The 16766-nt window shown below is 72.2% G+C and carries 15 protein-coding genes; 6 read left to right on the top strand and 9 right to left on the bottom strand.

Features of this window, described 5'->3' with window-relative positions:
- Positions 1–258: 258 nt before the first annotated feature.
- From ACWCPI_RS14180 to ACWCPI_RS14170, 3 genes are all read left to right on the top strand, one after another.
- Entirely contained in the window at positions 259–921 is a 663-nt protein-coding gene (locus tag ACWCPI_RS14180; RefSeq protein WP_388807516.1) for a bifunctional DNA primase/polymerase, read from the top strand.
- 108 nt (positions 922–1029) lie between these two features.
- Positions 1030–1800, top strand: coding sequence for an ABC transporter ATP-binding protein (locus ACWCPI_RS14175; RefSeq protein ID WP_451038371.1), 771 nt, complete (start codon positions 1030–1032; stop codon positions 1798–1800).
- Entirely contained in the window at positions 1797–3389 is a 1593-nt protein-coding gene (locus ACWCPI_RS14170) for a transporter (RefSeq protein ID WP_451038370.1), read from the top strand. The genes ACWCPI_RS14175 and ACWCPI_RS14170 overlap by 4 nt, the downstream gene beginning before the upstream one ends.
- Positions 3390–3434: 45 nt before the next feature.
- On the opposite strand, the gene ACWCPI_RS14165 is transcribed toward ACWCPI_RS14170, so the two are convergent.
- Together ACWCPI_RS14165 and ACWCPI_RS14160 are read right to left on the bottom strand one after the other, a co-directional pair.
- Positions 3435–4316 (bottom strand): alpha/beta fold hydrolase, encoded by an 882-nt coding sequence (locus ACWCPI_RS14165; protein ID WP_451038369.1) that lies wholly within the window; start codon positions 4314–4316, stop codon positions 3435–3437.
- Between the two features lie 724 nt (positions 4317–5040).
- Positions 5041–5733: a metal-dependent transcriptional regulator gene (locus ACWCPI_RS14160; protein WP_019753883.1), complete on the bottom strand. Its 693-nt coding sequence runs from the start codon at positions 5731–5733 to the stop codon at positions 5041–5043.
- A gap of 266 nt (positions 5734–5999) precedes the next feature.
- Between ACWCPI_RS14160 and ACWCPI_RS14155 the strand changes: the two genes are divergently transcribed.
- Positions 6000–6755, top strand: coding sequence for an SIS domain-containing protein (locus ACWCPI_RS14155; RefSeq protein WP_451038368.1), 756 nt, complete (start codon positions 6000–6002; stop codon positions 6753–6755).
- 38 nt (positions 6756–6793) lie between these two features.
- Here the strand turns inward: ACWCPI_RS14155 and ACWCPI_RS14150 are convergent, their stop codons facing one another.
- Positions 6794–8227, bottom strand: coding sequence for a PAS domain-containing protein (locus ACWCPI_RS14150; protein ID WP_451038367.1), 1434 nt, complete (start codon positions 8225–8227; stop codon positions 6794–6796).
- 536 nt (positions 8228–8763) lie between these two features.
- Positions 8764–9432: a pyridoxamine 5'-phosphate oxidase gene (gene pdxH, locus ACWCPI_RS14145; protein WP_451038366.1), complete on the bottom strand. Its 669-nt coding sequence runs from the start codon at positions 9430–9432 to the stop codon at positions 8764–8766.
- A 322-nt stretch (positions 9433–9754) separates the two neighbouring features.
- Between pdxH and ACWCPI_RS14140 the strand changes: the two genes are divergently transcribed.
- On the top strand, positions 9755–10855 hold the full coding sequence (locus tag ACWCPI_RS14140; protein WP_451038365.1) for a citrate synthase 2: 1101 nt from the start codon (positions 9755–9757) through the stop codon (positions 10853–10855).
- Positions 10856–11117: 262 nt separating this feature from the next.
- Positions 11118–12425 carry a protein kinase domain-containing protein gene (locus ACWCPI_RS14135; RefSeq protein ID WP_451038364.1) on the top strand — a complete coding sequence of 436 codons (1308 nt, stop codon included), beginning with the start codon at positions 11118–11120 and terminating at the stop codon, positions 12423–12425.
- 26 nt (positions 12426–12451) lie between these two features.
- On the opposite strand, the gene ACWCPI_RS14130 is transcribed toward ACWCPI_RS14135, so the two are convergent.
- From ACWCPI_RS14130 to ACWCPI_RS14110, 5 genes are read right to left on the bottom strand one after another with little or no spacing between them, the layout of a single operon-like run.
- A complete protein-coding gene (locus ACWCPI_RS14130; RefSeq protein WP_451038363.1) occupies positions 12452–12583 on the bottom strand; it encodes a hypothetical protein in 132 nt (43 codons plus the stop codon).
- Positions 12584–12588: 5 nt separating this feature from the next.
- Complete coding sequence (locus ACWCPI_RS14125) at positions 12589–13212, bottom strand: TetR/AcrR family transcriptional regulator (RefSeq protein WP_451038362.1); 624 nt, start codon at positions 13210–13212, stop codon at positions 12589–12591.
- A complete protein-coding gene (locus ACWCPI_RS14120; RefSeq protein WP_451038361.1) occupies positions 13200–13934 on the bottom strand; it encodes an enoyl-CoA hydratase family protein in 735 nt (244 codons plus the stop codon). Before ACWCPI_RS14120 ends, ACWCPI_RS14125 begins: the two co-directional genes overlap by 13 nt.
- On the bottom strand, positions 13931–15508 hold the full coding sequence (locus tag ACWCPI_RS14115; RefSeq protein WP_451038360.1) for a 4-coumarate--CoA ligase family protein: 1578 nt from the start codon (positions 15506–15508) through the stop codon (positions 13931–13933). The genes ACWCPI_RS14120 and ACWCPI_RS14115 overlap by 4 nt, the downstream gene beginning before the upstream one ends.
- A 36-nt stretch (positions 15509–15544) precedes the next feature.
- On the bottom strand, positions 15545–16684 hold the full coding sequence (locus ACWCPI_RS14110) for an acyl-CoA dehydrogenase family protein (RefSeq protein WP_451038359.1): 1140 nt from the start codon (positions 16682–16684) through the stop codon (positions 15545–15547).
- Positions 16685–16766: the final 82 nt, after the last annotated feature.

The following is a 16766-nucleotide window of genomic DNA, read 5'->3' as shown; positions in this document are numbered from 1 at the left end:
CGGATTCGAGAACGGGGCACCGGCGGTGCACCGAAAGGAACCGGCCGTGAAGATCAATGCCCCGTCGGCATACCGAAAATGCGAGGCTTGCGAGGATTGCCGGGGTAACGGCGGAAGCCGACCCCACATGGGGTTACCCAGCCGCGGCCGGGGATCCTCCCGCGCGCCCCCACACATGCACCCATGCGCCCCAGGAGAGGAACCCATGCTCCTCCCCCGCGCGCGACGGGCCCGTAACTCCAGGTGGGCGCGGGAGTTGTGTTGAGCGTGGAAGAGACGATCCCGGCCACCGAAGCCGCACAGATTCCGAAGCAGCGCGGGGAAACGCTGCTGGAGACCGCCGTTCGCTATGCCGAGGAGCGCCACTGGGACGTGTTCCCGGGTACCTGGCTGGAAGCCGTCGACGGGGTGCAGCACTGCTCCTGCGGCGACATCACGTGCCCCGCGCCCGGTGCGCACCCCACGCGCCCCGACTGGGCGACCCAGGCGACGGGGAGCGCGACGGTCGCACGGCGGATGTGGCAGAAGCAGCCGAACGCCTCGATCCTGCTGCCGACGGGACGGACCTTCGACGCGATCTCCGTGCCGGAGACGGCCGGGTTCCTCGCCCTGGCCCGGATGGAGCGGATGGAGCTGACGCTGGGGCCGGTGACGCTGACGCCGGACGGCCGGATGCACTTCTTCGTGTTGCCGGGGGCCTCGGTGAAGGTGCCGGAACTGGTGCGCAAGCTCGGCTGGTCGGTGACCTCGCTGGACCTGGTCACCCTGGGCGAGGGGACGTATGTGGCCGCGCCGCCCACGCGGTTCGGATCGCGGGGGGCCGTGCAGTGGGCCTGTCGGCCGACGCCGGCGAATCGGTGGCTGCCGGACGCGGAGGAGCTGATCTCGCCGTTGGCGTACGCCTGCGGCAGGGACCGTTAGGAACGCCTCGCCGAACGTGTTCTCTTCCCCGCCCGGCTGATCATCGGCGGCGGCCGCGGGCCGCATGCGGCTGGTCGGGCGGTTCCCCGCCCCTCTAGGTTGGCATCCATGACGTCGGCCGTAAGCGTGCGTGGGCTCTGGAAGCGGTTCGGGCAGCAGGTTGCTGTCGCCGGGATCGATCTGGAGCTGCCCGCCGGGAAGTTCATCGGGCTCGTAGGACCCAACGGAGCCGGGAAGACCACCACTCTCTCCATGGTGACCGGGCTGTTGCGGCCCGATCAGGGAACCGTCGAAGTCGTCGGGCACGACGTCTGGCGGGACCCCGTCGAAGTCAAGGCACGCATCGGGGTGCTGCCCGAGGGGCTTCGGCTCTTCGAGCGGCTCTCCGGGCGGGAACTGCTCGCGTACTCGGGACGACTGCGCGGGCTTCCCGGTGCCGAGGTCGACAAACGGGCCACCCAGCTGCTCGACGTGCTCGACCTGGCGGGGGCCCAGCACAAGCTCGTCGTCGACTACTCGACCGGTATGCGCAAGAAGATCGGGCTCGCGTCCGCGCTGCTGCACAATCCAGAAGTGCTGTTCCTGGACGAGCCGTTCGAGGGCGTCGACCCGGTCTCCGCCCAGACCATCCGGGGCGTCCTGGAGCGCTACACGGCCTCGGGCGCGACCGTCGTCTTCTCCTCCCACGTCATGGAACTGGTGGAGTCGCTGTGCGACTGGGTCGCCGTGATGGCCGCCGGACGCATCCGCGCCCACGGGCCGCTCGCCGAGGTGCGTGGTGACGCGGCCACCCTGCAGGAGGCCTTTCTCGCCCTGGTCGGCGCGAACGGACGCGTCGCCGGAACCGACCTCGACTGGCTGGGCGGCGGGGCGCGATGAGCACCGACATCACCGCGGTCGTCGTACGGCTGAAGCTGTCGCTGCTCCGGAACGGGCTGCGGCAGTCCGCGGGCCGGCGGGCCGCCTACGTCGCCTCGGCCGTCGTCGTCCTGCTCTTCGCCGCGCTCCAGCTCCTCGGGCTGATCATGCTGCGCGGCACCGCGCACGCCGACTCGCTGGTCGTCCTGCTGGTGGCGGTGCTCGCACTCGGCTGGGCCGTGATGCCCCTGTTCTTCCCCGGCGGGGACGAGACCCTCGATCCGACGCGGCTGGTGATGCTGCCGCTGCGGCCGCGGCCCCTGGTGCGTGCCCTGCTCGTGGCCTCGCTGGTGGGCATCGGCCCGCTGTTCACGCTCTGCCTGCTCGCGGGCTCGGTGATCGCGCTCGCACACGGTGGTCCGGCCTACGTCACCGCCGTCCTCGGTGTGGCCCTGGCGCTGCTGGTGTGCGTGGCGCTCGCGCGGGCCGTCGCCGCGGCCAACCTCCGGTTACTGACCAGCCGGAAGGGGCGCGACCTGGCGGTGCTGAGCGGGCTGGTCATCGCGATCGGGGCGCAGGTCGTCAACTTCGGTGCCCAGCGGCTCGGTTCGTCGGGGCTGGCCCAGCTCGACCCGGCGGCGGACGTGCTGCGCTGGGTGCCACCCGCGTCCGCGATCGCGGCGGTGGAGTCGGTGAGCCAGGGCGCGTACGGCGCAGGTGCCCTCCAACTAGGCTTGACCGCAGTGGCGTTGGCCGCGCTGATCGCCGTGTGGTCGCGGCACCTGACCCGGCTGATGACCTCGCCCGACGGCTCCACGCTCCAGGTGGTCACCGAATCCGCCGTACGGGAGCGGACCTCGACGGGGCCGGCCCGTTTCCTGCCGGCCGGCCGCACGGGAACCGTCATGGAGCGCAGCCTGCGCTACGTCTGGCGCGACCCGAAGACCAAGGCGGCCTGGGTGACCTCGCTCGCGATCGGCCTGATCGTGCCGCTGTTCAACGCCCTGCAGGGAACCGGCTCGGTCTACTTCGCCTGTTTCGCCGCCGGGATGCTCGGCATCCTGATGTACAACCAGTTCGGGCAGGACACCTCCGCGTTCTGGATGGTCGCGATGACCATCTCGTCCCGCCGGGACGCCTACGTCGAGCTGCGCGGGCGGGCGCTGGCGCTGCTGCTGCTCACCCTCCCCTACGCCACCCTGGTCACCGTCCTGACGACGGCGTTCCTCGACGACTGGGGCGCGCTCCCCGAGGCACTGGGCCTGTCCTTCGCCCTGCTCGGCGCGATGCTGGCGACCGGCGCCTGGACGTCGGCCCGGTTCCCGTACTCCATCCCGCAGGAGGGCTACAAGAACGTCGCGCCCGGCCAGACCGGGCTGGCCTGGCTCTCCATCTTCGGCGGCATGATCGCGGCCGCGCTGCTGTGCGCCCCTGTCATCGCGGTGACGATCTGGCTGCACGTCAGCGACGGCGGGGACGCCTGGACATGGCTGCTGCTGCCGGGCGGAACGGGGTACGGGGCGGCGCTCACCGTCCTGGGGCTCCGGCTGGCGGCTCCGCGGACGGCGGCCCGGCTGCCGGAGATCCTGACGGCGGTGAGCAAGGGATAGGCGGTGCGCGTCCCGGCGGCGCCGTCAGGCAGGCGGCGCCCCGGCTCACAGCTGCGCGGGATCGCCCAGTACCGCGTCCAGGAACGGCTCGATCGCCGCCCGCCACCTCTCCGGCTGGTCGTAGTGCACCAGATGACCGGCGTCGGCCACCTCCGCGTACTCCCCCCGAGGCAGCACCCGCACCATCTCCTGGGCTTCGGCCCGCCCCAGCTCCCCGTCCAGTCCTCGCACCACGAGTGCGGGGCACTGGACCTGCGTCAGGTCGTCCCAGTGCGCGTCATACACCCATGTCTCACGGGAGGCGAGCATCTGCTCCGGTTCGAAAACCGGCCGCCACCCGTCCTCGCACCCGTGCATCACCTCGGCGTAGAACTCACCGCGCGCGGGATTCGGCCGCTCGACCCACGGGTCGTCCTCACCGAACCACTTGCGTACGTCGGCCAGCGTGGCGAAGGGGACCGGCCAGGCCTTGAACCAGTCCTCCCACTCCCGCTGCGAGGCCGAACCGAGCGCGGAGGCCCGCATGTCGCAGATGATCAAGCCGCGCACCAGGTCGGGGCGCTTGGCGGCGAGCTGCCATGCGGTCAGCGCGCCCATGGCGTGGCCGATGAGCACGGCCGGGGCGAGGCCGAGCTGTTCCAGGGCGGCTTCGGCGTCCTCGACGTACGCCTCACGTGTGAAGGCGGCCTGCGGCGGCTTGTCGCTGCGGCCGTGGCCCCGCTGGTCGAGCGCCACGGCACGGTGCCGCTCGGAGAGCCAGCGGGCGGTGGAGGTCCAGTGCGAGGCGCGGCCCATCAAGCCGTGCAGTAACAGGACACCCGGCGTGCCTTGGGGCTCCTTGGCCGGGTCCGTCTTGGGAGGGTCGCCGAACTCCCAGGCCGCGAGACGTACGCCGCCTGTGCCCGTCACGTCGATGCGTCGCGCCATTCGTCCTGGCACCCCCCTAGCTCCGCTCGGACCGACCGCTCCGGATCGAGCCGGCCGGTCCCGTGGACAGCGTCCTGCCTGCCTTGCCTGCCATATCCGCCGTCGCCCGCGGGGGCACCGCGCGCCGCCTGCACGGCTCGCCTTGTGGATGCCCTCGCGTGCGATGTGCATGTCCTGTGTGTCCGACGTGATCTTATGCGCACATTCCAGAAGCGCATGTTCCGCCTGACCCGTCACCCCCGCAGACTATCGAACTCTCATTCGAATATCGGGTCTCGGCGGACAACACCCCTCATTCGAGTGACCCCACTCAAGGATTGATCGGCGCAGCCGAGGGGAGATCTTCAGCGGGAGGCGGACCGCTCGGGGAAAACGGTCCGAGGGGAATGACCCTGGGAGCTCGGGGCTCCGGGTCAGCACAGGGGAGGACAGGCCCCGGCGCCACACGGCGCCGGGGCCCTCTCCACGATCGCGGCACATCCGCCCGCCCCCTCACCGGCCGGTCGATCACCGTCGACCACGCCAAGAGCCCTCAGGTCATATGCCTCACGCGACAGCCTCGCACGCGAAGTGTCCGAGCGCTGCGATTTACCACACTGGATCTTGGATTCGACGCCTTCGACGCAGCGCCACAACTCCCTTTCCGCCACCGGGAGTTACCAGCGAGAGGGGCCGGCCGAGGAGACAGCGGGGGCGGAGCAGGGGCACGGTTGGGGCAGTGGGCTCAGCGCTTGGCGACGAACACATGGGAGGCGACGTCCGCCTCCAGCTCGGCCGCCTCGCCGCCGCTGCCCACCAGGACACCGCCCGCCGACTCGGTGACACTCACCACCGAGCCCGGCTGCACGCCCGCCCGGCGCAGCGTGTACATCAGTTGCGCGTCGGTCTGGATCGGCTCGCCGATACGACGCACCACGACGGTCTTGCCCTCGGTACCCGGGTCCAGGTCGGCCAGCGAGACCATGCCCTCGTCGAGGAACGGGTCGGCGCCGTCCTTCTCACCGAGCTCCTCAAGACCGGGGATGGGGTTGCCGTACGGCGACTCGGTCGGGTGCCGCAGCAGCTCCAGCACGCGCCGCTCCACGGCCTCGCTCATCACGTGCTCCCAGCGGCACGCCTCGGCGTGGACCTGCTCCCACTCCAGCCCGATCACATCGACGAGCAGGCATTCGGCGAGGCGGTGCTTGCGCATGACGCGGGTGGCCAGGCGCCGTCCCTCGTCGGTGAGCTCCAGATGCCGGTCGGACGCCACCGAGACCAGCCCGTCACGCTCCATCCGCGCCACCGTCTGGCTCACGGTCGGCCCGCTCTGGTCCAGTCGCTCGGCGATCCGGGCGCGCATGGGGACCACACCTTCCTCCTCAAGCTCGAGGATGGTGCGGAGATACATCTCCGTGGTGTCGATCAGTCCGGACATACGTGCCCCTCGATTAGCTCTGCGATTAGCTCAGCCGGAAGCGAGACAGCTCCACGGCGCGTGCGCTGGCCCTGGACCCAATTCTGCCGGATACCACTGACAACCGTGCCGTGCCGTCGCAACCAGCGGGTTGTACGGGGGTCCGCGGATCGTCCGGGAGGGCACGCCGGGGCGCGGTACCGGCCGTATTGACACCGCACTGGTCCAGACCGCACGGTGATCCACGACGCACCTCCACCGACCGCCGCCACCCCGGAGGACACCGCATGAGCGACAGCACGCCGGCCGACCAGTTCTTCGACGCCGCGATCGACCTCCTCCAGCGGGTCCGAGCCGACGAGGCCGAGAACATCGAGGCGGCCGGCACCCTGCTCGCCGACACCGTGGCCGCCGGAGGCCGGCTCTTCGCCTTCGGCGCCGGTCACTCCTCCCTCGCCGCCCAGGACATCGTCTACCGGGCCGGCGGCCTCGCCCTGATGAACCTGCTCGCCGTCCCCGGTGTCGTGGGCGTCGACGTCATGCCCGCCACCCTCGGCTCCGCCCTCGAACGCGTGGACGGCCTCGCGAGCGCGGTGCTGGACACCTCACCCCTGCGGGACGGCGACGCCCTCGTGGTCATCTCCCTGTCGGGCCGCAACGCCCTCCCCGTGGAGATGGCCATGCGCGCCCGTGCCCTCGGCGTCAGGGTCATCGGCGTGACCTCGGTGGCGTACGCCGCCGAGACGTCCTCCCGCCATGTCTCGGGCACCTACCTCAAGGACCACTGCGACGTCGTCCTCGACTCGAAGATCGCGATCGGCGACGCGGAACTCACCCTCGACACGATCCCCGCCCCCTTCGCCCCGGCGTCCACGGTCGTCACCACGGCCCTGCTCCAGGCGGTGATGGCCACGGCGGCGAGCTCCCTCGCCGGGCGCGGCATCGAGCCACCGCTGCTGCGCTCGGGCAACGTCGACGGCGGCCACGACTGGAACCGCCGGGTGTTCGAGCAGTACGGCGACCGCATCTACTACCGGCAGTGACCACGGGCGGCGGGGCGACGGCGCGGCTGCCCGATGCGCTACTGCGCGCCCAGCGTCCCCGCCAGATCCAGTGCTGAGGCGATCCGTACCGCCACGTCCTCCGCGTACACCGCGTCGGCCCGCTCGAACGCGCTCCGTCCGGCCCCCCGCAGAAACGTGACGACCCCCAGCGTCCGGCCCCGGCTGCGCAGCACCGCGCACAGCGCGTGGACCGTGTCCGCGGGCCACTGCCGGCTCACCGCCCACTCGCGGGCCAGCTCCGCGGGAACGTCCCCCGCGTCGGCCCGTACCGACCCGCTCCGGGTCACGCACTGCAGCGCCGGGTGCCCCTCGGCGTACCGCACCGGGAGCCCGGACTCCCCGCCGGGGAGGCTCGGCCCGGGTGCCCCGGAGGGCGTCCCGGCGACACGCACCAGCCGTACCGGACCCGAGCCGGCGTCCGGGTCCGTCACGGCACCCCCCACGACCCGGTCGATGAGGGCGTGATCGGCGAACCCGGCCAGCGCGAAGTCGAGATGGACGGTCGCCGCCTCCGTGGGGTCCTCGCACTCGGCGGCGGCCCGCGCGGCCCGGTGCAGCTGATTGGACCGGAACCGCAGCAGCGCCGCCTCCTGCTCGCCCTGCTTGGCCGCCGTCACGTCCTGGAAGAGCCAGCCGACCCCCAGCGGTACCGGCTCCTCCGCGAGCGGCGAGGCCAGCCGTACGAATCCGCAGCGCCAGCACCGGCGCCGCTCGCCCTCCGGCGTCCGCACGCTGACCCAGATCTCGGCGGGCGCGGGCGGGGCGCCCTCGGCGAGGACGTGCGTGAGCGCGCTCTCCAGCTCCTCGACCCCCTGGGCGAGCAGATCCCCGAGGGGCCGCCCGAGCACGGAGGTACGCCCGATGCCCAGGGCCCGGGCCGCATGGGCGTTCACCACGGCGGGCCGCAGGTCAGCGTCGACGAGCACCACGGCCCACGACGCGTCCTCGAACAACGCCTCGCTCAGCGCGATGGACCGCTCCAGGTCGATCTGCGCGTGCACCTCGCTGAAGGCGCAGTACACCCCGGCGGGCTTGCCCTCCGGCCCCCGTACCGCCGCCGACTGCGTCCGTACGAGCACCCGCCCGCCGTCCTTGGTCAGCAGGGCGAACTCGTGCACCTGCCGCCCGGGGGCCTGCATGGCGGACATCAGCCGGGCCTCGACCTCCTCGGCGTCGGCCTCGCGCACCGCCCACCCGGCGAACCCGTGCCGGCCCACGGCCTCGGCCGCGCTCCAGCCGAGGATCCGCTCCGCCTCGCGGTTCCAGTGCGTGACGACGCCGTCCGCGTCGAAGGCGCACAAGGCCGCGTCCATGCCGTCCAGCAGCGCGGCCAGCAGATCCGAACCGCCTGCCGAACCCTCCGTATCAGCCGCCGAACCGTCCGGACCGTCCCGTTCGGGTTCGTCCGGTCCCAGCTCGTCGGTGGTCCCACTACGCCGGGAAGCACTCACCTGGACCCCCTGCCAGCTGCGTCCGCACGTACGACGCGTCCGTTCGCCCACCAGCAATCATCTAACTGGAACGTGACGCAGCGCACACCAAGTTCCCCAAGATTGAAGGAATCGTTGTACCGCCCGCCACGTACCACGTCCCGCGCGGGTGTACACCTCGCGCCGCCCTCCCCGGGACGCCGGGTGACCTGCGCGGACAGGTGCGGGGAAAAAAAGTGGTTGATCGGGGGCCGACCGCTTCCTAGTGTGTGGAGCACACGAGAAGGGAGGTGGTTCGGCAGATGTATGAAAACCGGACGCGTGAGGTGGCTGCGGGCTAGCGGCCCGTCACCCCACCCAGTGCGGTGCCGGACCAGCACGTGACAGATACGTGCAGCCGGCCCAATCCCAAGCAGTCACCCGACCCGCGAGTTCGCCGGCACGTCCGGCCGGCTCCCCCGTCACCGACGGAGGGACCCGAGCTCGCGGGTCGTCTGCGTGCACGCCCCCTCAGGGACCGAGCGCCCCAGGGGCTGAGCGCCCCAGGACCGAGCGCCTCAGGGGCTGAGCCGCTCCACCCGCCAGCTCCCGTCCTGCTCCGCCACGTACCGAAGCCGGTCGTGCAGCCGGTTCTCGCGGCCCTGCCAGAACTCCACCTCCTGGGGTGCCACCCGGAAACCGCCCCAGTGCGGCGGCACCGGCACCTGCTCGCCCTCGGGATAGCGGGCGGCCAACTCCGCGTAGGAGGCGTCCAGTTCGGCCCGGGACGGGATGACGGTGGACTGCGGACTGGCCCAGGCGCCGAGCTGGGAGCCGTGCGGGCGGGTGCGGAAGTAGGCGGCCGTCTCGTCACGGCCGGTCCGCCGCGCCACGCCCGTGACGATGACCTGGCGGGCCATGGGGTGCCAGGGGAAGAGCAGGGAGACGTACGGGTTCTCGGCGAGGTCGCGGGCCTTGCGGGAGTCGTAGTTGGTGTAGAAGACGAAGCCCTGCTCGTCGAACTGCTTCAGCAGCACCGTGCGCGAGCTCGGACGCCCCTCGGCGTCGGCAGTGGAGACGATCATCGCGTTCGGCTCGAAGAGGTGCGCCTCCGAGGCGGCCTGCTTGAACCAGCGCGCGAACTGCTGCACCGGGGTGGCGGCGAGGTCGTTCTCGGCGAGGCCCTCGGCCCGGTACTGCTTGCGCATCGCGGCGGGGTCGAGGGGGACGGCGTCTCGGTCGGTCACCCGGTCATCTTGCCGTATGCGGCCGGCGTCGCACGGAGCGGTGTCCTTCGTCACTGGCTGGCACTGAGTGCCGCAAGGTCTCCCCAAATATGACACTCGGGGTTATCGTGCTGGTGCCGGTGCGGTTGGATGACCGCCAGCCGCACGGGGCATCACAGGGATACGCCCCGGACCGCGAGTCCGTCGAGGCCCGGTGTCCGACCAGCCCGGACGCCGAGTCCGTGACCGTGGATCCACCAGGGGCACGTGCCATCTCCGCCGACCGACATGTGGTCGTCACACCCCACGACCATCTGTCGCCCACCTCACGAGGAGCCGCCTGATGTCCGACTTCGTACCCGGACTCGAAGGAGTCGTCGCGTTCGAGACGGAGATCGCCGAACCGGACAAGGAGGGCGGCGCGCTCCGGTACCGAGGCGTCGACATCGAGGACCTGGTCGGTCACGTCTCGTTCGGCAACGTCTGGGGGCTGCTCGTCGACGGGGCCTTCCGTCCCGGTCTGCCGCCCGCCGAGCCGTTCCCGATCCCCGTGCACTCCGGTGACATCCGCGTGGACGTGCAGTCCGCCCTCGCCATGCTGGCACCGGTGTGGGGTCTGAAACCGCTCCTGGACATCGACGAGGAGCAGGCCCGCGAGGACCTCGCCCGCGCCGCGGTGATGGCCCTGTCCTACGTCGCCCAGTCCGCGCGCGGCCAGGGTCTGCCCATGGTTCCGCAGCGCGAGATCGACAAGGCCCAGTCCGTCGTCGAGCGGTTCATGATCCGCTGGCGCGGCGAGCCCGACCCCAAGCACGTGGCCGCGGTCGACGCCTACTGGACGTCCGCCGCCGAGCACGGCATGAACGCCTCCACCTTCACCGCCCGCGTCATAGCCTCCACCGGCGCCGACGTGGCCGCCGCCCTCTCCGGCGCCGTGGGGGCCATGTCCGGCCCGCTGCACGGCGGCGCCCCGTCCCGCGTCCTGCACATGATCGAGGAGATCGAACGCACCGGCGACGCCGAGGCGTACGTGAAGCGGACCCTCGACAAGGGCGAGCGCCTGATGGGCTTCGGACACCGCGTCTACCGCGCCGAGGACCCGCGCGCCCGCGTCCTGCGGCGCACCGCCCGCGAGCTCGGCGCCCCGCGCTTCGAGGTCGCCGAGGCCCTGGAGAAGGCCGCCCTGGCGGAGCTGCACGCCCGCCGCCCCGACCGGGTCCTGGCCACGAACGTGGAGTTCTGGGCGGCCATCGTCCTGGACTTCGCCGAGGTCCCGGCGCACATGTTCACGTCCATGTTCACCTGTGCCCGTACGGCGGGCTGGTCGGCCCACGTCCTGGAGCAGAAGCGCACCGGCCGCCTCGTCCGCCCGTCCGCGCGCTACATCGGTCCCGGCCCGCGCGACCCGCGCGAGGTCGAGGGCTACGCCGACATCGCGCGCTGACCCCCGGCGCTGTGGCGGGCCGGTCATCACGCGGGGCCGACCGGCTCCGCGTGATGCCGCCCCGCGGCGGCCGGGCCGCCACCGTTCCCGGCCGCAAGCTCCAGCCGGTGCCCGTGACCGCGCGGAAGCGGCACACGGAACGTGACTGATCCGCTCCGCACGTATGCTGGGGCGGCTGCGGCATCCCGCCATCACCCGTGCCCACGGGGCGAGTTACGGCCTGCGGCGATCGTCACGTCCCACGGCATGAGGATGAGAACAGGTGCTGATAGCGGGTCGCTACCGGCTGCACGAGTCGATCGGGCGCGGTGGGATGGGGGAGGTCTGGCGGGCGTACGACGAGACGCTCGCGCGGCAGGTGGCCGTCAAGCTCCTGCTGCCCCAGGACTCCGACCCCACCGCCACGTCCCGGTTCCGGATGGAGGCGCAGACCGCGGCGCGCATCGACCATCCGAACGTGGTCGGCGTCCGGGACTTCGGTGAGTTCGACAACCGGCTGTTTCTGGTGATGGAGCTGGTCGACGGCGACAGCCTCGCCCGGGTGCTGGCGCAGTCGGGGGCACTGCCCGCGGAGCGCGTGGCCCGTGTCGCCGCGCAGGCCGCCGCGGGACTGGCCGCCGCGCACCGGGAGGGGATCGTCCACCGGGACATCAAGCCCGGGAACCTGCTGCTGGACGCGGACGGCACCCTCAAGATCGGTGACTTCGGGATCGCCCGCTTCCTGGACGATCCCGGTGCCGCGCTGACCGCGACCGGACAGATCGTCGGCACCAGCCTGTATCTGGCCCCCGAGCGTGCGCTGGGCAAGCAGGCGGGCCCGGCCTCCGACGTGTACGCCCTGGGCTGCGTCCTCTACCAGCTGCTGACGGGCCGCCCGCCGTTCCAGGCCGACAGCGCGGTCGCCATCCTGCACCAGCACCTGGACGCCGTACCCGTGCCGCCCCGCGAGCTGGGCGTGCCCGGCTTGCCGCCCGCCTTCGAGAACTACCTGCTCGGCCTGCTCGCCAAGGAGCCCGAGCACAGGCCCGGCGCCCAGCAGGCGGCCGACTGGTTCGCCGGCGGCGCCTGGCGGGGCCGTCCCGAGCCGCTGCCGGACGCGAACGCGACGGCCCCGCGGAGAACGGCCGCCATGGCGTCCGCGCCCGGGTCGCGGCAGGTCGGGGAGACCAGCAACCCGACCACCTACATGCTGCCGTCCGGCCGGGGCGCGACCGCCACCGGCCGGGCCCGGTCCCGATCCCGCGGCCGGTCCGTACCCGTGGCCCGGCGCACCCTCGTCACGGCCGCCGGAGCGCTGCTCTTCGTGAGCGCGATGATCCTCGGCATGCTGTGGTTCACCCCCGACACCTCCGGGTCACAGGGCACGAAGTCCGAGGCCCCGCCCGGTCCGAGCGCCTCCGCCTCCGCACGGCCGTCCGGTCCGCCCCCGACGACGCCCCCGGTCCCGGCCGCCGCGACGAGCACCCCGCAGGACGACCAGCGGTCCGGGGAGCGGGACCGCGAACGGCTGCGGGAGCAGGAGCGGCAGCGCGAGACCTGGCGGGACGACGACGGCGAAGAGGACGACTGACCGTCGGCCGTGCGCGGGTCGGAGCTTCAGAGCTTGCCGCCCATGCAGACCGTGCGGTGACCGTCCAGGAGCTCGGCGCGCACGATGCCCTCCGCGACCAGCCGGGCCACGACACGCTCCGCGAGGCGCGGTGCCTTCCTGCGCGCTCGCGTCGACACCGGGCTCAGCCCAGCGCCTCCTCCAGCAGCACCGCCCACTGCGTCACCACCCGCTCACGGCGGGCCGTGTCGTCGGTGAGGAGGTTGGCCAGGCCGAGGCCGCGGGCCATGTCCAGCAGGCCCTGGACCGTCTCCCGTACGCCGGGCCGGGACTCGTCCGCGCCGAGGAGGTCGACGGCGATGCGGTGGGTCTCGCGGCCCACGCGGGCCTCCAGCTCGGTGACCCTCGGCCCCAGCTGCTCCTCGTTCGAGGCGGCCACCCACAGGTGCAGGGCTGCGCGGAACAGCGGGCCGGTGTAGAGGTCGACCAGCGCCGACACCACCGCCCGGCGGTCTTCGGCCACGCCCTCGGGGAACAGGGCGCGCAGGGCCGTCGAGCGCTCCTCGGCCACGTACTCGACCGCCGCCGTGAAGAGGTCCTCGCGGGTCGGGAAGTGGTGCTGCGCCGCGCCGCGGGAGACACCGGCGCGTTCGGCGACGACGGACACCGTGGAGCCCGCCCAGCCGTGCTCGGCGAGGCAGGCCACGGCGGCTTCCAGGAGCCGTTGCCGGGTGGCCCGGCTGCGGTCCTGCTTGGGCACGCGGTCCGTACGCTCCGCGCGGTCGCCGACCGTGTTCACACCACCCATTCCGGATCCCGTCTTTCGAGGAAGGCCGTCATCCCCTCGCGGGCCTGCGCTGAGGAGAACAACCGGGCCGAGAGCGCGCTCAGGTCGGCCGCGTCCCGGTCGAAGGTTTCCAGCACCTTAGCCGTGAGCAGCGCCTTCGTCTCGGCCAGGGCCCGGGGCGCGGCCCGGCGCAGGCCGTCCAGGACGGGAGCGAGCGTCGCGTCGACGTCGTCGCCCGCCGCGGTCAGCAGGCCGATGCGGGCCGCTTCCCGCGCGTCGAGGCGTTCGCCGGTGAGGTAGTAGCGGGCCAGGGCGCGGGCGTCCGTACGGGGCAGCAGGGGCAGCGAGATCACCGCGGGGGCGACCCCGATGCGGACCTCCGTGAAGGCGAAGGTGGCCTCGGCGGACGCCGCCGATATGTCGCAGGCGGCCAGCAGGCCGAGGCCGCCCGCGCGTACGTGGCCGGTGACCCGGGCCACGACCGGTTTGGGCAGTGCCACGATCTGCCGCAGCAGGGCCACCAGCGCCTCCGCAGGCGGCGGGTCGCGCAGGTCGGCACCCGCGCAGAACGTGCTGCCGGTGTGGGTGAGGACGATCGCGCGTACCTCGGCGTCCTCGGCACAGTCCGCCAGCGCCCCGGCGAGTTCGTCCACCAGGGCCGCCGACAGAGCGTTGCGGTTGCGCGGGGAGTCCAGGGTGAGGGTCTCCACCGCACGCGCGCGGGTACGGCCGATCAGCGTCATGGGCTCTCCTTGAGCGCCCGCAGTTCGCGGCGCAGTATCTTGCCGGACGCGGCCCGCGGGACCGCGTCGATGAAGGTGACCTGGCGGACCCGCTTGTAAGGGGCGACGCGCTCGGCGACATACATCCTGACCTCGCCTTCGGACAGGCCGGTCGCGGTGGGCCGGCGCACCACGTGGGCGTGCGGGACCTCGTTGCCGTCGTCGTCGTAGGTGCCGACCACCGCCGCGTCCGCGATGTCGGGGTGGGTGAGCAGGAGGGCCTCCAGTTCGGCCGGGGCCACCTGGAAGCCCTTGTACTTGATGAGCTCCTTCACCCGGTCCACGACGAACAGCCAGCCGTCCGCGTCCACGTACCCCACGTCGCCGGTGTGCAGCCAGCCGTCGGCGTCGATCATCGCGGCGGTGGCGTCGGGTCGGCCGAGGTAGCCCTTCATGACCTGCGGGCCGCGGATGAGGATCTCACCGGACTCGCCGACGCCGAGATCCTTGCCGGGGTCGTCCAGGGAGACGATCCGCATCTCGGTGCCGGCGATGAGCCTGCCGACGGTTCCCGCGGGTGCTTCGCGCATGGCGTCCAGCGGGACGACGTGGGTGCCGGGGGACAGCTCCGTCATGCCGTACGCCTGTCCGACCGGTGGCAGGCCGAGGCGCTGGGAGCAGGCGGCCGCGAGCCCCGCGTCCAGGGGTGCGGCGGCGCTGACGACGTACTTCAGGGACGACAGGTCGTACTGCGCGACCAGCGGGTGCTTGGCGAGGGCCAGGACGATGGGCGGGGCCACGTACAGGCCGGTGATGCGGTGGTTCTGGATGGCCGCGAGGAAGGTCTCCAGGTCGAAGCGGGGCAGGACGACGACCGTGGCGCCCACCCTCAGGGGTGCGTTCATCAGGGCGGTGAGCCCGTATATGTGGAAGAAGGGCAGCACGGCGAGGATGCGGTCGCCGGGTCCGGCCGGCATGGCGGACTCCAGCTGGGCCAGGTTGGTGGCGATCTGACGGTGGGTGAGCATCACGCCCTTGGGGACACCGGTGGTGCCCGAGGAGTACGGCAGCGCCGCGACGTCCGCCACGGGGTCGATGTCCACCTGTGGTTCCGGTGCCGTCGAGGCCAGCATGTCGATGAGCGACCGGTGGCCCGGCGCACTGTCGCAGACGAAGATCTCCTCGACACCGCCCGCGAGTTCGGCGGCCCGGCGCGCCGACTGCAGCAGCGGGGAGACGGTGACGATCCAGCGGGCCGCCGAGTCCTTCAGCTGCTTGGCGAACTCCTCGGGCGTGGCGAGCGGGTGCACGGTGGTCACGCAGGCCCCGGCGCGGGTGGCGGCGTAGAACGCGGTGGGGTAGGCGACCGTGTTGGGGCTGTGCAGGGCGAGGACGTCACCCTTGCGCAGACCGGCCTCGGCGAGCGCGGCGGCGATGCGCCTGTGGAAGCGGTCGAGCTGCTCGTGGGTGAGGGTGGTGCCGTCCGTGCCGTCGATGAGCGCGGGCGCGTCACCGAACTGCGCGGCCCGGCCCAGTACGGCCTCGTGGATGGGGAGTTCTACGGCCGGGACGTCTGCGTACTCGCTGCGGAACATCGTTCCTCCTCGCGACCGGGCACGACACCGTGCCGGTCAGTACGACTTGGGCAGGCCCAGGGTCTGGTGGGAGACGTAGTTGAGAATCATCTCCCGGCTCACCGGGGCGATACGAGACACGCGCGCGGCCGTTATGAGCGAGGCGAGCCCGAACTCGCGCGTGAGGCCGTTGCCGCCGAGGGTGTGCACCGCCTGGTCGACCGCCTTCACGCAGGCCTCCCCGGCCGCGTACTTGGCGATGTTGGCGGCCTCGCCCGCTCCGACGTCGTCCCCGGCGTCGTACAAGGACGCCGCCTTCTGCATCATCAGGCGGGCCAGTTCGAGGTCGATGTGAGCCTGGGCCAGGGGGTGCGCGATGGCCTGGTGGGCGCCGATGGGGGCGTTCCACACGGTGCGCTCGCGTGCGTACTCGACGGCACGTACGAGGGCGTACCGTCCCATGCCGATCGCGAAGGCGGCCGTCATGATGCGTTCGGGGTTGAGTCCGGCGAAGAGCTGGAGCAGCCCGGCGTCCTCGTCGCCGACGAGTGCGTGCGCCGGGAGCCGTACGTCGTCCAGGGTCAGCTCGAACTGCTTCTCGGCGGCGTCGAGTTCCATGTCGATCCGGCTGCGCCGGAAACCTTCGGTGTCCCTCGGGACGATGAAGAGGCAGGGCTTGAGACGGCCGGTGCGGGCGTCTTCGGTGCGGCCGACTATCAGGGTGGCGTCGGCTATGTCGACGCCGGAGATGAAGACCTTGCGCCCGGTGAGCAGCCAGTCTCCGGAGTCCGGGTCGCGGCGGGCGGTGGTGGTGATGCGGTGGCTGTTGGAGCCGGCGTCGGGTTCGGTGATGCCGAAGGCCATGGTGCGGGTGCCGTCGGCGAGGCCGGGGAGCCAGTGCTGCTTCTGCTCGTCCGTGCCGAAGCGGGCGATCACCGTGCCGCAGATCGCGGGGGACACGACCATCATGAGCAGGGGGCAGCCGGCGGCGCCGAGTTCTTCGAGGACGATGGAGAGTTCGGAGATTCCACCGCCTCCGCCGCCGTACGCCTCCGGCAGGTTGACGCCGAGGTAGCCGAGCTCGGCCGCCTCGGACCAGAGCTGCTCCCGGTCGTAGGTGCGGCCGTGGCGCTTGCCCAGGGCGGCTACCGCCGACCGTAGGGCCTTGTGCTCTTCGGCTTCGAGGGTGGGGTGCATGGCGTTCCTTCCCGGGTGCGGGTGGTGTGTGTTGCTCGCGCTCACGCGGCGGTGGCCGCATATCGATACAGCCCCGCGCCTC

Source organism: Streptomyces sp. NPDC001920, assembly GCF_053594495.1.
The sequence above is the reverse complement of the archived record's forward strand: the minus strand, read 5'-3'. Positions and strand labels throughout refer to the sequence as shown.

Excerpts from the sequence above, each read along its gene's own strand:
- ACWCPI_RS14175 (WP_451038371.1), top strand. The coding sequence starts at position 1,030 with ATGACGTCGGCCGTAAGCGTGCGTGGGCTCTGGAAGCGGTTCGGGCAG.
- ACWCPI_RS14170 (WP_451038370.1), top strand. The coding sequence starts at position 1,797 with ATGAGCACCGACATCACCGCGGTCGTCGTACGGCTGAAGCTGTCGCTG.
- ACWCPI_RS14165 (WP_451038369.1), bottom strand. The coding sequence starts at position 4,316 with ATGGCGCGACGCATCGACGTGACGGGCACAGGCGGCGTACGTCTCGCG.
- ACWCPI_RS14160 (WP_019753883.1), bottom strand. The coding sequence starts at position 5,733 with ATGTCCGGACTGATCGACACCACGGAGATGTATCTCCGCACCATCCTC.
- ACWCPI_RS14155 (WP_451038368.1), top strand. The coding sequence starts at position 6,000 with ATGAGCGACAGCACGCCGGCCGACCAGTTCTTCGACGCCGCGATCGAC.
- ACWCPI_RS14140 (WP_451038365.1), top strand. The coding sequence starts at position 9,755 with ATGTCCGACTTCGTACCCGGACTCGAAGGAGTCGTCGCGTTCGAGACG.
- ACWCPI_RS14125 (WP_451038362.1), bottom strand. The coding sequence starts at position 13,212 with ATGGGTGGTGTGAACACGGTCGGCGACCGCGCGGAGCGTACGGACCGC.
- ACWCPI_RS14120 (WP_451038361.1), bottom strand. The coding sequence starts at position 13,934 with ATGACGCTGATCGGCCGTACCCGCGCGCGTGCGGTGGAGACCCTCACC.
- ACWCPI_RS14115 (WP_451038360.1), bottom strand. The coding sequence starts at position 15,508 with ATGTTCCGCAGCGAGTACGCAGACGTCCCGGCCGTAGAACTCCCCATC.
- ACWCPI_RS14110 (WP_451038359.1), bottom strand. The coding sequence starts at position 16,684 with ATGCACCCCACCCTCGAAGCCGAAGAGCACAAGGCCCTACGGTCGGCG.